This window comes from Aquabacterium sp. A3 (assembly GCF_038069945.1).
Lineage (GTDB): Bacteria > Pseudomonadota > Gammaproteobacteria > Burkholderiales > Burkholderiaceae_C > Aquabacterium.
In genome coordinates, this window is the sequence record NZ_JBBPEV010000001.1 from 1,545,720 (window position 1) to 1,559,551 (window position 13,832).

The 13,832-nt window shown below is 67.2% G+C and carries 11 protein-coding genes; all 11 read right to left on the minus strand.

What is annotated here, in order from left to right:
- Positions 1 to 22: 22 nt before the first annotated feature.
- Genes WNB94_RS06865 through rsmH form a run of 11 tightly spaced genes read right to left on the minus strand, consistent with a single transcriptional unit; the run spans position 23 to position 13,831 of the window.
- Entirely contained in the window at positions 23 to 997 is a 975-nt protein-coding gene (locus WNB94_RS06865) for a D-alanine--D-alanine ligase (RefSeq protein ID WP_341389269.1), read from the minus strand.
- Positions 994 to 2,406, minus strand: coding sequence for a UDP-N-acetylmuramate--L-alanine ligase (gene murC / locus WNB94_RS06870; protein ID WP_341389271.1), 1,413 nt, complete (start codon positions 2,404 to 2,406; stop codon positions 994 to 996). Before murC ends, WNB94_RS06865 begins: the two co-directional genes overlap by 4 nt.
- A complete protein-coding gene (gene murG, locus WNB94_RS06875) occupies positions 2,403 to 3,512 on the minus strand; it encodes an undecaprenyldiphospho-muramoylpentapeptide beta-N-acetylglucosaminyltransferase (protein WP_341389273.1) in 1,110 nt (369 codons plus the stop codon). The genes murC and murG overlap by 4 nt, the downstream gene beginning before the upstream one ends.
- Entirely contained in the window at positions 3,509 to 4,786 is a 1,278-nt protein-coding gene (gene ftsW, locus WNB94_RS06880; protein WP_341389274.1) for a putative lipid II flippase FtsW, read from the minus strand. The genes murG and ftsW overlap by 4 nt, the downstream gene beginning before the upstream one ends.
- On the minus strand, positions 4,783 to 6,513 hold the full coding sequence (gene murD / locus WNB94_RS06885; RefSeq protein WP_341389275.1) for a UDP-N-acetylmuramoyl-L-alanine--D-glutamate ligase: 1,731 nt from the start codon (positions 6,511 to 6,513) through the stop codon (positions 4,783 to 4,785). Before murD ends, ftsW begins: the two co-directional genes overlap by 4 nt.
- Before the next feature lie 13 nt (positions 6,514 to 6,526).
- Positions 6,527 to 7,705: a phospho-N-acetylmuramoyl-pentapeptide-transferase gene (gene mraY / locus WNB94_RS06890; protein ID WP_341389276.1), complete on the minus strand. Its 1,179-nt coding sequence runs from the start codon at positions 7,703 to 7,705 to the stop codon at positions 6,527 to 6,529.
- A complete protein-coding gene (locus WNB94_RS06895; RefSeq protein WP_341389278.1) occupies positions 7,695 to 9,116 on the minus strand; it encodes a UDP-N-acetylmuramoyl-tripeptide--D-alanyl-D-alanine ligase in 1,422 nt (473 codons plus the stop codon). The genes mraY and WNB94_RS06895 overlap by 11 nt, the downstream gene beginning before the upstream one ends.
- Entirely contained in the window at positions 9,113 to 10,633 is a 1,521-nt protein-coding gene (locus WNB94_RS06900; protein ID WP_341389279.1) for a UDP-N-acetylmuramoyl-L-alanyl-D-glutamate--2,6-diaminopimelate ligase, read from the minus strand. The genes WNB94_RS06895 and WNB94_RS06900 overlap by 4 nt, the downstream gene beginning before the upstream one ends.
- Positions 10,633 to 12,474: a peptidoglycan D,D-transpeptidase FtsI family protein gene (locus tag WNB94_RS06905; protein ID WP_445819026.1), complete on the minus strand. Its 1,842-nt coding sequence runs from the start codon at positions 12,472 to 12,474 to the stop codon at positions 10,633 to 10,635. The genes WNB94_RS06900 and WNB94_RS06905 overlap by 1 nt, the downstream gene beginning before the upstream one ends.
- The gene (gene ftsL, locus WNB94_RS06910) at positions 12,471 to 12,815 is read right to left on the minus strand and encodes a cell division protein FtsL (RefSeq protein WP_341389280.1); all 345 of its coding nucleotides are present in this window, start codon (positions 12,813 to 12,815) and stop codon (positions 12,471 to 12,473) included. Before ftsL ends, WNB94_RS06905 begins: the two co-directional genes overlap by 4 nt.
- Positions 12,812 to 13,831: a 16S rRNA (cytosine(1402)-N(4))-methyltransferase RsmH gene (gene rsmH, locus WNB94_RS06915; RefSeq protein ID WP_341389281.1), complete on the minus strand. Its 1,020-nt coding sequence runs from the start codon at positions 13,829 to 13,831 to the stop codon at positions 12,812 to 12,814. Before rsmH ends, ftsL begins: the two co-directional genes overlap by 4 nt.
- Position 13,832: the final 1 nt, after the last annotated feature.

The window sequence follows — 13,832 nt, forward strand, 5'->3', positions numbered from 1 at the left end:
CGGTGTGCTTGACGGTCAGTGTTCAGCGTTGCAAGGTGTCCAGGCTGGCCGACGCCAGCAGCTGAACGCACAGTTGTTCGTAGCTCAGCCCGGTCGCCTTGGCCGACATGGGCACCAAAGAGTGCCCAGTCATGCCCGGCGCGGTGTTGATTTCCAGCAGGAAGGGTTGACGGTCGCTGTGGCGAATCATCACGTCAGCACGCGCCCAGCCCCGGCAGCCCAAGGTCTTGAAGGCACGCACCACCAGGCGCTGGATCTCGGCCTCTTCGTCAGCCTCCAGGCCGCTCGGGCACAGGTAGCGCACCTCGTCGGTGAAGTACTTGTTCTGGTAGTCGTACTTGCCATCGGGCGCCTGGATGCGGATCACCGGCAGCGCCTGCGCCCGACCATCGACCACCAGCACCGGGCAGGTGGTTTCTTCACCCTCGATGAACTGCTCGCACAACACCTCCGGATCATGCTGCGCGGCGGCGGCGTACGCCTGGGCGCACTGCGAGGCGTCCATCACCTTGGTCAGGCCGATGGACGAGCCCTCGCGTGCCGGCTTGACGATCATCGGCGCCCCCAGGGCCACCAGCGCCTGCTCGCAGGCTTCGGCACTGTCGACCAGGCGCCAGTCGGGCGTGGGCAGGCCCTCAAAACGCCAGATGCGCTTGGTCATGACCTTGTCCATGGCGATGCTGGAGGCCATCACACCCGACCCGGTGTAGGGGATCTTCAGCAACTCCAGGGCCCCTTGCACCGTGCCGTCTTCGCCACCACGGCCATGCAGGGCGATGAAGCAGCGGTCCACGCCCTCGGCCAGCAGCTCCTGCAAAGGACGCTCGGCCGGGTCGAAGGCAAAGGCCCGCACACCTTGCGACTGCAAGGCCTGGAGCACGCCGCTGCCCGACATCAACGAGACTTCTCGCTCGGCCGACGAGCCGCCAAACAGCACGGCCACCTTGCCCAAGGCCTGCGGCTGAACGGTCGGGGCCATCAGGGTTGAGGCGCTCATGCCGGGTCTCCTTTCAGCAGCTCCACCGTGCGAGCGGCGATGGCGCCGATCGACCCTGCCCCCATGCAGATCACCACATCGCCATCGCGCGTGTTGTCGGCAATCGCCTGCGGCAGGTCTTGAACGTCATCCACAAACACCGGCTCCAGCTTGCCTTGCACCCGCAGCGCGCGGGTCAGCGCACGGCCATCGGCGGCCACGATGGGGGCCTCGCCCGCGGCGTACACCTCGGTGAGCAGCACCGCATCGGCGGTGCCCATCACCTTGACGAAGTCTTCAAAACAGTCGCGGGTGCGGGTGTAGCGGTGCGGCTGGAAGGCCAGCACAAGGCGCTGGCCGGGGAAGGCGCCACGGGCAGCACTCAGCACGGCCGCCATCTCGACCGGGTGATGGCCGTAGTCGTCGATCAGCGTGAAGCGACCGCCATCGGCGGCGCGGTGCTCGCCGTAGCGCTGGAAGCGGCGGCCGACGCCGGCAAAGCTGGCCAGCGCACGGGCCATGGCCTCGTCGTCGAGCTCGATTTCGGTGGCCACGGCGATGGCGGCCAAGGCGTTGAGCACGTTGTGCTGGCCTGGCAGGTTCAAGGTCACCTGCAGATCGGGCATGGTCATGCCATTGCGGCGCTGCACCGTGAAGCGCATCTGCCCGCCCGGCAAGGCCTCGACGTCCACGGCACGCACCTGGGCGTCTTCGCCAAAGCCGTAGGTGATGACCGGGCGAGAGATCAAGGGGATGATGCTGCGCACCCCCGGGTCTTCAACGCAGAGGATGGCCGAGCCATAAAACGGCATGCGGTGCAGAAAGTCGACAAACGCCTGCTTGAGCTTGGCGAAGTCGTGCCCGTAGGTGTCCATGTGGTCGGCATCGATGTTCGTGACCACCGACAGGACGGGCAAGAGGTTCAGGAACGAGGCGTCCGACTCGTCGGCCTCCACCACGATGTACTCGCCCTTGCCCAGGGCCGAGTTGGCGCCCGCGCTGTTGAGCTTGCCACCGATGACGAAGGTCGGGTCGACCCCCGCCTCGGCCAGGATGGCCGTGGTCAGCGAGGTGGTCGTGGTCTTGCCATGCGTGCCAGCGATGGCAATGCCCCGACGCAGGCGCATCAGCTCGGCCAGCATCACGGCGCGCGGCACCACGGGCACACGGGCGGCCCGCGCGGCGATGACTTCGGGGTTGTCGCCCTTCACGGCGGTGGAGGTGACCACCGCTTCGGCGCCAGCGATGTGCGCGGCATCGTGCCCGATGTAGACCGTGATGCCCAAGGACGCCAGGCGGCGGGCCGTCTTGCTGTCGGACTGGTCAGAGCCCGAGACGGTGTAGCCCAGGTTGTGCAGGATCTCGGCGATGCCGCTCATGCCGGCGCCACCGATGCCCACGAAATGGATGTGCTTGACGGCGTGCTTCATGTGGACGCCCTCTTCTTTTTCTGGAGGTTGACGAGTTGTTCGATGGCGTCGGCCACGGCCGCAGCAGATTGCCGCCGGGCCAGGCCTCGGGCCTGGGTCGCCATCTGCAGCAGCTGATCGCGACGCAGTCCCTGCAACGTGTCAGCCAGGCTGTCGGCCGACAGCGCCGTCTGAGGCAGGTGCAAGGCTGCGCCACGCTCGGCCATGTAGACCGCGTTGTCACGCTGATGGGCCGTGGTGGACACCACCAGCGGCACCAGCATGCTGGCCACCCCGGCGGCGCACAGTTCACTCACCGTGATGGCCCCTGCGCGACACAGGATCACATCGCAGTCGGCCAGGCGCTGAGCCATGTTGTTGATGAAAGGCAGCAGCTCGACATCGCTGGCGGGGTTCAGCCCGGCCTTGACGTAGTCGGCCTTGACGGCCTCCAGATTGGCCATGCCCGTCTGGTGGGTGATGCGAGGCCGCTGGTCTTGCGGTATGCGGGCCAGTGCCTGAGGAATCAACTCGTTGAGCGCACGGGCACCGAGGCTGCCGCCCACCACCAGCACGTTCAAGGGGCCTTGACGCCCGGCAAACCGCTCTGCGGGCGCAGCGATCGCCTCGATGTCGGCACGCACCGGGTTGCCCGTCACGCGGGCCACCTTGTGCTGTGCGGCTGGGCCATCGAAGCCACAGGCCAGCACATCGGTGATGGGCAACAGGGCGCGGTTACTCAACAGCATGGCGGCGTCAGCGTTCACCATCACCAACGGCAAGGTGCGAGCCGCGCTCATCACACCCCCAGGGAAACACACATACCCGCCCATGCCCAGGACGGCATCGGCCTGACGGCGCTTGAGGATGCCGTAGCAGTCGGCAAAGGCCTTGAGCAGGCGCACGCCACCGAACACCGTGTCTTTCAGCCCCTTGCCGCGCAGGCCGTTGAACGCGATGGTGTCCATGGGGATGCCCGTGGGCGGCACCAGTCGGTTTTCCATGCCGGTGGCCGTGCCCAGCCAGCTCACGCCCCAGCCACGGCGTTTCATTTCATCGGCCACGGCCAGGCCCGGCATGATGTGCCCACCCGTACCGGCCGCCATGATGACGAGGTGGTGGCTCATGTGCGACCTCCGCGCATGAGTTGCCGGTTCTCGATGTCCACCCGCAGGCAGATCGCCAGGGCAATGCAGTTCATCAAGATGCCCGAGCCACCAAAGCTCATCAACGGCAAGGTGAGGCCCTTGGTGGGCAACACGCCCAGGTTCACGCCCATGTTGATGAAGGCCTGACCGGCCATCCACACGGCCACGCCCTGGGCCACCAGGCCCGAGAAGACCCGGTCCAGCGCAATGGCCTGGCGGCCGATGTTGAACAGGCGCACCACCACCCAGAAGAAGGCCAGCACCACGCAGGACACCCCGATGAAGCCCAGCTCTTCGCCGATCACGGCCAGCAGGAAGTCGGTGTGGGCCTCGGGCAGGTAGTGGAGCTTTTCGACACTGGCGCCCAGGCCTTCACCAAAAATCTCGCCTCGGCCAAAGGCGATCAGCGAATGGGTGAGCTGGTAGGCCTTGCCCAGCGCGTTTTGCTCGCTCCAGGGGTCAAGGTAGGCAAAGATGCGCTCACGCCGCCACGGGCTGGCCGTGATCATGCTGATGAACGCCCCCAGCAGCACGGCCGTGATCAGGAAGAACATGCGGCCATTGACGCCACCCAGGAACAGGATGGACATGGCGATGACCGCGATCACCATGAAGGCGCCCATGTCGGGCTCGGCCAGCAGCAAGACCCCCACCAGGCCCACAGCGATGGCCATGGGCGCCACGGCACGGAAGAAGCGCTCCTTGACCTCCATCTTGCGCACCATGTAGTCAGAGGCGTACAGCACGATGCCCAGCTTGGCCAGCTCGGAGGGCTGAAAGTTCATGAAGCCCAGGGGAATCCAGCGGCGCGCGCCGTACACCTCTTTGCCGATCATGGGCACCAGCACCAGCACCAGCAAGACGATGGAGAACAGGAAGATCCACTTGGCCAGGCGCTCCCAGGCGGCCATGGGCACCTGGGCCGTCACGGCCGCAAACACCAGCGCGATGACGATGGCCATGGCGTGTCGCATCACGAAGTGCGTGGGCTCGTAGCGGGCGAATCGGGGGTTGTCTGGCAGCGCGATGGTGGCGGAATACACCATCACCAGGCCCATGGCGATGAGGCCCAGCACCACCCACACCAGCGTCTGGTCAAAGCCCATGATGCGCGTGGGCTGCGCCGCACTCAGGTTGATGCGGTCGCGCACCGGCAGCGAACCCACACCATCGTCGCGAGCGCCGACGCGGTCTTTCAAGGCGCCCCACCACACGGCGGGAGACCAACGGCCCAGGTTGGTGGTGTCGCTCATGCCACCTCTCCGCGATCGTGCGCGATGTCGTGCACGGTCTGCACGAACACCTCGGCCCTGTGGGCGTAGTTGCGGAACATGTCCAGGCTGGCGCAGGCCGGGCTGAGCAGCACGGCATCACCAGGCTGGGCCTGGGCAAAGCACCAGCGCGTGGCCTCTTCCAGGGTGTCGTGTCGGGTGATCTCGATGGCCTCGCCCCCCGGACGGCTCAGTCCCTGCAACACCTCGGCCAAGGCCGGAGCATCACGGCCGATGAGCGCGATGGCACGCGCATGGCGAGACAGGGGGGGTGCCAGGGGTGCAAAGTCCTGGCCCTTGCCATCGCCCCCCAGGATCACCGCCAGTTTGCCGGGCGACAAGTCTGCGCCCAGGCCGGTCAGGGCCGCCACGGTGGCGCCCACATTGGTGCCTTTGCTGTCGTCAATGGCATCCACACCGCCCACGGTGGCCACCAACTCCACACGATGGGGCTCGCCACGGTACTCACGCAGGCCGTGCAGCATGGGGGCCAGGGCGCAACCGATGGCGGTGGCCAGCGCCAGCGCGGCCAGCGCATTCGAGGCGTTGTGTCGCCCACGGATGCGCAAGGCGTCGGCCGGCATCAGGCGCTGCAGCACGATCTCGTGCTGCTCACCCTTGGCCAGCTTGATCGTGGGATCGGCTTCCTGCGCGCGCACCAGCCAGGCCATGCCAGCCTGCGTCACCAGGCCGAAGTCGCCGGGATGCTGAGGCGCATCCAGACCAAAGCGCACCACACGGCGATGCACCGTGCGTGCGGGACGCCCGCGCACACCCGACTTGATCACTTCAGGCGGCGGCACCATGGCCTCCACCGCCGGGTCATCTCGATTGATGACCATGACGGTGTCGCGGCGGCCATAAATGCGCGACTTGGCCTCGGCGTACGCCGCCATGCTGCCGTGCCAATCCAGATGATCCTGGCTGATGTTGAGCACCACCGCCGCGTCCGGCTCGAAGTTGCTCACACCATCGAGTTGGAAGCTGGAGAGTTCCAGCACCCAGGCTTGGGGCAAGACCTCAAAGACCGGTGCGGCAGGCTGGGGTGGCGTCAGCACGACCGGCGCCGCATCAGCGTCATCCACGTCCTCGACAGGCCCGGCATCATCGGCCTGCGCTGTGGGTTCGGTGGGCTCGACCAGATCGGTGGGCTCGGCGGGCTGCAGCGACGCTGACCGTTCGGCATTGTCTTTTTCCGGCTCTGCGTCCAGCGCCGTGCGCAGGGTGTCCAGCAGCGTGGGCCCGATGTTGCCCGCCAGGCCCACGCGCAGGCCCGCACGCTCGATGAGCTGCGCCGTCAGCGAGGTGGTCGTGGTCTTGCCGTTGGTGCCCGTGATGGCCACCACCTTGGGCGCATAGCCCCGCTCGGATTTCAGGTCGGCCAAGGCCGACGCAAACAGCGACAACTCGCCCCGCACCGGGATGCCCTGGGCATCGGCGGCGGCCAGCAAGGCCGCCATGTCGGGCGCGTTGGGCGCCAGCCCCGGGCTCTTGAGCACCAGGTTCACGCCCTGCAGCAGCCCCACATCCAGCCCTTGAAGCAGCACGGCCTGCGGCACGTCGCTTGCCAGGGTGGCCGCCTGCGGCGGGGCACTGCGCGTGTCGGTCACGCGCACGGTCGCGCCACACCGGGCGCACCAGCGCGCCATGGCCAGCCCTGAGTCGCCCAGACCCAGGATCAGCACGGTGAGGTTGCGTAGGTGGTGCATGTGAAGCAGAGGTTCAGCGCAGTTTCAGGGTGGACAGACCGACCAGGCACAGCAGCATGGTGATGATCCAGAAGCGGACCACGACCTGCGTTTCCTTCCAGCCAGACTTCTCGAAGTGGTGGTGCAGCGGCGCCATCAGCAAGATGCGCCGGCCTTCGCCATATTTCTTCTTCGTGTACTTGAAGTAGCTCACCTGCACCATGACCGACAGGGCCTCCAGCACGAAGATGCCACCCATGACGGCGAGCACCACCTCCTGGCGCACGATGACGGCGATGGTGCCCAGAGCACCCCCCAGGGCCAGCGCCCCGACATCGCCCATGAACACCTGCGCCGGGTAGGCGTTGAACCACAAGAAGGCCAGCCCCGCACCCGACATCGCCGCACAGAACACCAGCAACTCACCCGCGCCCGGGATGTAGGGCAGCAGCAGGTAGCGAGAGAACACGGCGTTGCCGGTCACATAGGCAAAGATGCCCAGCGCGGCGCCCACCATCACCACCGGCATGATGGCCAGGCCGTCCAGCCCGTCGGTGAGGTTGACCGCGTTGCTGGAGCCCACGATGACCACGTAGGTCAGTGCGATGAAGCCCCACACACCCAGCGGGTAGCTCACGCTCTTGAAGAAGGGCACGATCAGGTCGGCGGCGGGCGGCAGGTCGTTGGTGAAGCCCGACGCCACCCAATCAAAGAACAGCTCCATCACCTGTTCGTTGCTGTTGCCGGAGACCGCAAACGCCAGAAAGAACGCCGAAATCAACCCGATCAGCGATTGCCAGAAGTACTTTTCACGCGAGCGCATGCCTTCGGGGTCTTTGAGCACCACCTTGCGCCAGTCGTCCACCCAGCCGATGGCCCCGAAGCCCAGGGTGACGATCATCACCACCCACACGAACCGGTTGGACCAGTCGAACCACAGGAAGGTGGACAGGCCGATGGCCAGCAAGATCAGCGCGCCGCCCATGGTGGGGGTGCCCCGCTTGGCCAGGTGCTCTTGCACCCCGTACTCGCGGATGGGCTGACCGATCTTGAGTTCGGTGAGCTTGCGGATGACGATGGGCCCCAGGATGAGGCCGATGAGCACCGCCGTCATGGCGGCCATCACCGCCCGGAAGGTGAGGTACTGGAACACACGCAGGAAACCCAGGCTGGGGTCCAGCGACTGCAACCACATGGCCAGACTAAGCAGCATGGGCACCTCCTTGCAGAGCTGCCACGACAAGTTCCATCTTCATGAATCGAGAACCTTTGACCAGCACGGACGCCACCTGGGGCGCGCCGGCTTGAACCATGGACAAGGCCGAGACGATCTCGGCCGATGAGGTGAAAACGCGGGCGTGGTCGCCATAGGCCTGGGCGGCGTGCACACACAAGTCACCGGCCACCCAGAAGTGCTCGATGCCACGGTCTTTCGCGTAGGCGCCCACTTCGGCATGAAAGGCGGGGCCTTGTGAGCCCACCTCACCCATGTCACCCAGCACCATCCAGCGGGGCCCCGGCAGGTCGGCCAGCATGTCAATGGCCGCACGCACGGAATCGGGGTTGGCGTTGTAGCTGTCGTCCACCAGCGTGAGGGCCCGACCGCCCTGGTGCAGGGTGTGCAATTGCGATCGGCCTTTGACGGGCTCGAAGGCGGACAGGCCACGCGCGATCACCGCCAGGGGCACGCCGGCCCCCAGGGCAGCCGCCGTGGCCGCCAGCGCGTTGCGCACGTTGTGCCGCCCGGCCATGTTCAAGGCCACCTCGGCCTGCGCACCGCGGGCTTGCAGGGTGATCTGCCAGTGTGGACGGGGCTCGGCCAGCCAGACAGCCTGCCCTTGCACGGCAGCGGCGGCATCGTCACCAAACTCCATGCGCTCGTAGCCATTGGCCAGTTCGCGCCACACGGCGGTGTACTCGTCATCGGCGGGAAACACCGCCACGCCACTGCGGCTGAGCGCCTGCAGCACGGCTCCGTTCTCGCGGGCCACCGCCTCGACCGTGTGCATGAACTCCTGGTGTTCGCGCTGGGCGTTGTTGACGAGACCCACGGTGGGCGCCGCGATGGCCGCCAGCTGCGCAATTTCGCCAGGGTGGTTCATGCCCAACTCGACCACCGCGCAGCGGTGCACACCCTCGCGCAAGCGCAAGAGGGTCAGGGGCACACCGATGTCGTTGTTGAAGTTGCCGGCCGTGGCCAGGGCCGCCTCCGGCGACCCTTGCTCGGTCATCCAGGTGCGCAGGACGGTGGCGATCATCTGGGTGACCGTGGTCTTGCCGTTGCTGCCGGTCACGGCGATCAGCGGCAGATCAAAACGGGCACGCCACCCCGAGGCCAGCCAGGCCAGGGCCGCGCGCGTGTCGGCCACCATCAGGCCCGGCAAGCCGCAGGTGGCCACGCCACGCTGCCCGATCACGGCCACCGCCCCGGCTTGCGCCGCCTGCGGCAGAAAGTCATGGGCATCGAAACGCTCACCGCGCAAGGCCACGAAGAGGTCACCGGCCTGCAAGGTGCGCGTGTCGGTGTGCACCCGCATGATGGGCGTGGCAGGATCGCCATGCAACACCGAGCCAGGCAGCAGGGCGTGGGCCAGGCCCAGGGTCATCATCGGCACAGCGCTCATGCGGCCCCCCCCTTCAAGCGCGCATCCAGCGCGGCCATCGCCTCGTCCGCATCAGAAAACGGTAGACGAACGCCCGCCACTTCTTGATACGTTTCGTGGCCCTTGCCAGCCACCAGCACCACGTCTTGCGGCCGCGCCATGCGCACCGCCTGGACGATGGCGGCACGGCGATCGAGCTCCACCTGGGCGGCCTGCGGCGTGTGCAGCCCGGCCACCATCTGGTCGACGATGGCTTGCGGCGCCTCATGGCGTGGGTTGTCGCTGGTGAGCATCACCACATCGGCACCTTGTTCGGCCACGCGGGCCATCAGTGGGCGCTTGGACGCATCGCGGTTGCCACCGCATCCCAGCACACAGATCAGGCGGCCCGCACGGGCCTGTGCCACGGGCTGCAGGGTACGCAAGGCCTTGTCGAGCGCATCGGGTGTGTGGGCGTAATCCACCACCACCATCGGTTGCTCGGCCTGAGCCGGCCCGATGATCTGCATGCGTCCCGGCACGGCCTTCAATCCGGCGCAGGCGCGCACCGCATCGGCCAGGCTGTGACCCAGGGCACGCAAGGCACCCAGCACCGCCAGCAGGTTGGAGACGTTGAACAGGCCGATGATGGGCGCGCGCAACTCGGCCTGCGCCATCACCTTGAAGGTCTCGTCGCGCTCGACCACCGTGAAGGTGGTGCCATGCGCCTGCTGACGCACGTCACAGGCTTGCAGGCGCACATCAGGGCGGCAACCATAGGTCCAGGTGGGCACGCCTTGCGCACGCAGCACCGATTGCAGCACCTCGCCTTGGGGGTCGTCCAGGTTGATCACCGCCGCACGCAAGCCTGGCCATTCGAACAGGGCCTGCTTGGCGCACCAATAAGCCTGCATGCTGCCGTGGTAGTCCAGATGGTCTTGGGTGAAGTTGGTGAACTGCGCCACCGCGATGCGCGTGGCGTGCAGCCTCAGCTCCTCGATGCCGATGGATGAGGCCTCGATGGCCGCCGCCTTCAAGCCCTGGCTCACAAACCGCTGGAAGGTGGCCTGCAAGGTGATGGGGTCGGGTGTCGTGAAGCCGGTGGACTCCACCCCTGGGTGTCCGGCACGGCCCACGCCCAGGGTGCCGATCACGCCGCAGCCTTGCCCCAGCGCGTCCAGCGCCTGAGCCGTCCACCACGAGGTCGACGTCTTGCCATTGGTGCCCGTGACGGCCACCACGTCCAGATGGGCACTGGGTTGGCCATAAAAGGCGTGGGCCAGCTCGGCACTGCGGCGCTTGAGGTCGGGCACCGCCACCACGCGGGCGTCGTCCAGAGCGTGCGCCTGCACGCCCTCGGCCTCCACCACGCAGGCCAGGGCACCAGCGTCCAGCGCCTGTTGCACGTAGGCGCGTCCGTCGCTGGCGGCACCCGGCCAGGCCACAAACGCCTGGTGGGCCTGCGCACGAACCCGGCGGCTGTCCACCACCAGCTCGCGCACACCACGGTCGCCAAGCCAGCGCAACAGGTCGGTCAGTTGATGGAGGTGGTGCAGCATCAGAAGCTCTCCACCTCGGCGGGCACCAGCCGCTCTGAGGCCACGATGTGGGGCTCCACCGCCATGTCCGGCAGCACGCCCAGGCGGTTGAGCGTGTGCTGAACCACCTGACTGAACACCGGCGCGGCCACCGCACCGCCGTAGTACTTGCCGTTGTTGGGCTCATCGACCATCACGGCCACCACGATGCGGGGCTGACTGATGGGGGCAATGCCCACGAACCAGGCCCGGTATTTGTTGCTGGCGTACCCGCGCCCCTCTTGCTTGCGGGCCGTGCCCGACTTGCCGCCCACGCTGTAGCCCACGGTCTGTGCCAGCGGGGCGGTGCCGCCGGGGCCGGCGGCCATCTGCAGCATGTGCCGCACCGTGCGCGCCACGTCGGGAGACAACACACGACGGCCATGCACCAGTTGCTCGTGCGCCTGGCCGCCCGTGCGCATCACCCCTTCGCGCGCCAGCAAGGTCATGGGCACCAGCTCACCATCGGTGGCAAACACGGTGTAGGCCTGCGCGATCTGGAACAGGCTGGCCGACAGGCCATAGCCATAGCTCATGGTGGCCTGCTCGATGCGACGCCAGCTCTTGTAAGGGCGCAGCCGACCGGTCACGGCACCAGGAAAGTCAATCTGCGGCTTCTGCCCCAAACCCACGGCCGAGAACAGCTCCCACATTTCGCGGGGCTGCATCTGCATGGCCAGCTTGACCGTGCCCACGTTGCTGGATTTCTGGATGACCTCGGCCACGGTGAGGTCGTCGTGCGGATGCGCGTCACTGATGGTGGAGCCATCGATGCTGATGCGGCCGGGCGCCGTCTGGATGATGGTGTCGGGGCGCACGCGCCCGGTCTCCAGCGCCCAGCCTGCGATGAAGGGCTTCATGGTCGAGCCGGGCTCGAAGGTGTCGGTGAGCGCGCGGTTGCGCAACTGCGCGCCGGTCAGGTTGCGGCGGTCATCAGGGCGGTAGGTGGGCACGTTGGCCAGCGCCAGCACCTCGCCGGTGTGCACGTCCAGCACGACCACACTGCCGGCCTTGGCCTTGTTGTCCAGCACCGCATTGCGAATCTGCTGGTAGGCGTAGAACTGCACCTTGGCATCGATCGACAGGCGCACCGTTTCACCATCGACGGCGGGCACCATGTCGCCCACCGACTCCACCACCCGACCGAGGCGGTCCTTGATGACGCGACGCATGCCGTCGCGACCGGCCAGGCGCGATTGGTGGGCCAGCTCGATGCCCTCCTGGCCTTTGTCTTCGATGTTGGTGAAGCCCACCACGTGGGCCACGGCCTCACCTTCGGGGTAGTGCCGCTTGGCCTCGCGCAACTGGTGCACCCCTTTGATGTTCAGGGCTGCCACGGCCTGGGCCACCTCGTCGTCCACCTTGCGGCGCAACCACACGAAGTTGGGGCTGCGAGACAGGCGCTTGTCGAGCTCGCCCACGCTCATGCCCAGAAGCTTGGCCAGTTCACGCTTTTGCGCCGCAGAGGCATCCAGGTCTTTGGGGATGGCCCACAGCGAGGGCGCCGGCACGCTGGAGGCCAGCAACTCGCCGTGGCGATCCAGGATGCGGCCACGGTTGGCCTCCAGGGCAATGCGCCGTTCGTACCGGCTGGCGCCCTGCTCCAGGTAGAAGTCGTTTTCGATGATCTGAATCCAGGCCGCGCGCCCGATGAGCACTGCAAAACCCAGGCCGATGGCACCGATCATGAACTTGACACGCCACGGCGGGGTGCGCGACGCCAGCAAAGGGCTGCTCGCATAACGCACCGAGGGCATGGCCCCCAGCTTGCGCTGTCGGGGCTGCCCTCGCAGGCGGCGCCAGAAATCGCCCAGCCGGCTCATGGCGCACGCCCCCCCATGCCGGCAGGCACCGCGCCAGAGGCGGCCGCCACGGGCGGTGCAGGCACCACCCACGAGCCGGATTGGGCCACATAGTGGGTCACGGCGGGCGTGGGGGCCGCCATGCGCAGCTTGTCACGCGCCAGCTTCTCCACGCGCAGGGGCGTGGCCTGCACGCGCTTTTCCAGTTGCAGGCGCTCGTAGTCGATCTGCAGTTCGCGCGAGGCGCGCTGGGCTCGCTCCATCTCGACAAACAGGCGACGCGATTCGTAGCTGGACTGCACCAGCCAGAAGCAGCTCAGGAGCAGCACAGCCGCCAGGATGAGGTTCATGCGCAGGCTCATCGCGACCTCCTGCCCCGCGCAGGCGCCGCACCGCGACCGGACGCCGGCGGTGTGTAGGGCACCTCGGTGCGCTCGGCCACACGCAAGACCGCCGAGCGTGAGCGGGGGTTGGCCGCCACCTCGTCCGCAGAGGGCTTGATGCGGGCCACGGCCTGGAGCATCAGCGGCTTGGGCGCGGCAAATGGCGCCCGGCGATCCACTTCGTCACGGCTGTGGCGAGCGATGAAGGTCTTGACGATGCGGTCTTCCAGCGAGTGGAAGCTGATCACGGCCAGGCGCCCGCCTGGCGCCAGCATGCTCAGTGCGGCGTCCAGCGCATCTTCGAGCTCGCCGAGCTCACGGTTGACGTGAATCCGAAGAGCCTGGAAGGTGCGGGTGGCAGGGTCTTGCCCGGCCTCGCGGGTTTTGACCGAACGAGCCACGAGCGCCGCCAGCTCGGCGGTGGTGCGCACAGGCTGGCCTTCATCGCGGCGAGCGACAAGCGCCTTTGCAATGGGCCAAGCAAACCGTTCTTCGCCATAGGTCTGGATCACATGGGAGATTGCTTCCACCGAGGCGCTGGCCAGGAAATCGGCCGCGCTCTCGCCCTGCGTCGTGTCCATGCGCATGTCCAGCGGCGCATCGAACCGAAAGCTGAAACCCCGCATGGGGTTGTCAATCTGCGGCGACGACACGCCGATGTCCATCAACAGGCCATCCACCTGGGGCCAGCCGTGCTCGCGCGCCACGTCGGCCCAGGACGAAAAGGGGGCGTGGGCAATGGCGAAGCGCTCGTCGTGGATGGCGGCCTCGCCCTGGGTGGCGTGGGCGATGGCCTCAGGGTCACGGTCGAGCGCCAGGAGCCGAGCCTCAGGCCCGAGATGGGACAGGATCAGGCGCGAATGCCCCCCGCGACCGAAGGTGGCGTCCACGTAACGCCCTTGCGGACGCGGGCCCACATCGCCGTCCCACAAGGCCTGAACGGCCTCGTGCAGCAAAACGGTGTGGTGCTGCCAAGGTTGCTGGGTGGCCTGCATG

Excerpts from the sequence above, each read along its gene's own strand:
- murG (WP_341389273.1), bottom strand. The coding sequence starts at position 3,512 with ATGAGCCACCACCTCGTCATCATGGCGGCCGGTACGGGTGGGCACATC.
- WNB94_RS06895 (WP_341389278.1), bottom strand. The coding sequence starts at position 9,116 with ATGAGCGCTGTGCCGATGATGACCCTGGGCCTGGCCCACGCCCTGCTG.
- ftsW (WP_341389274.1), bottom strand. The coding sequence starts at position 4,786 with ATGAGCGACACCACCAACCTGGGCCGTTGGTCTCCCGCCGTGTGGTGG.
- WNB94_RS06865 (WP_341389269.1), bottom strand. The coding sequence starts at position 997 with ATGAGCGCCTCAACCCTGATGGCCCCGACCGTTCAGCCGCAGGCCTTG.
- murD (WP_341389275.1), bottom strand. The coding sequence starts at position 6,513 with ATGCACCACCTACGCAACCTCACCGTGCTGATCCTGGGTCTGGGCGAC.
- WNB94_RS06905 (WP_445819026.1), bottom strand. The coding sequence starts at position 12,474 with ATGAGCCGGCTGGGCGATTTCTGGCGCCGCCTGCGAGGGCAGCCCCGA.
- rsmH (WP_341389281.1), bottom strand. The coding sequence starts at position 13,831 with ATGCAGGCCACCCAGCAACCTTGGCAGCACCACACCGTTTTGCTGCAC.
- murC (WP_341389271.1), bottom strand. The coding sequence starts at position 2,406 with ATGAAGCACGCCGTCAAGCACATCCATTTCGTGGGCATCGGTGGCGCC.
- ftsL (WP_341389280.1), bottom strand. The coding sequence starts at position 12,815 with ATGAGCCTGCGCATGAACCTCATCCTGGCGGCTGTGCTGCTCCTGAGC.
- mraY (WP_341389276.1), bottom strand. The coding sequence starts at position 7,705 with ATGCTGCTTAGTCTGGCCATGTGGTTGCAGTCGCTGGACCCCAGCCTG.
- WNB94_RS06900 (WP_341389279.1), bottom strand. The coding sequence starts at position 10,633 with ATGCTGCACCACCTCCATCAACTGACCGACCTGTTGCGCTGGCTTGGC.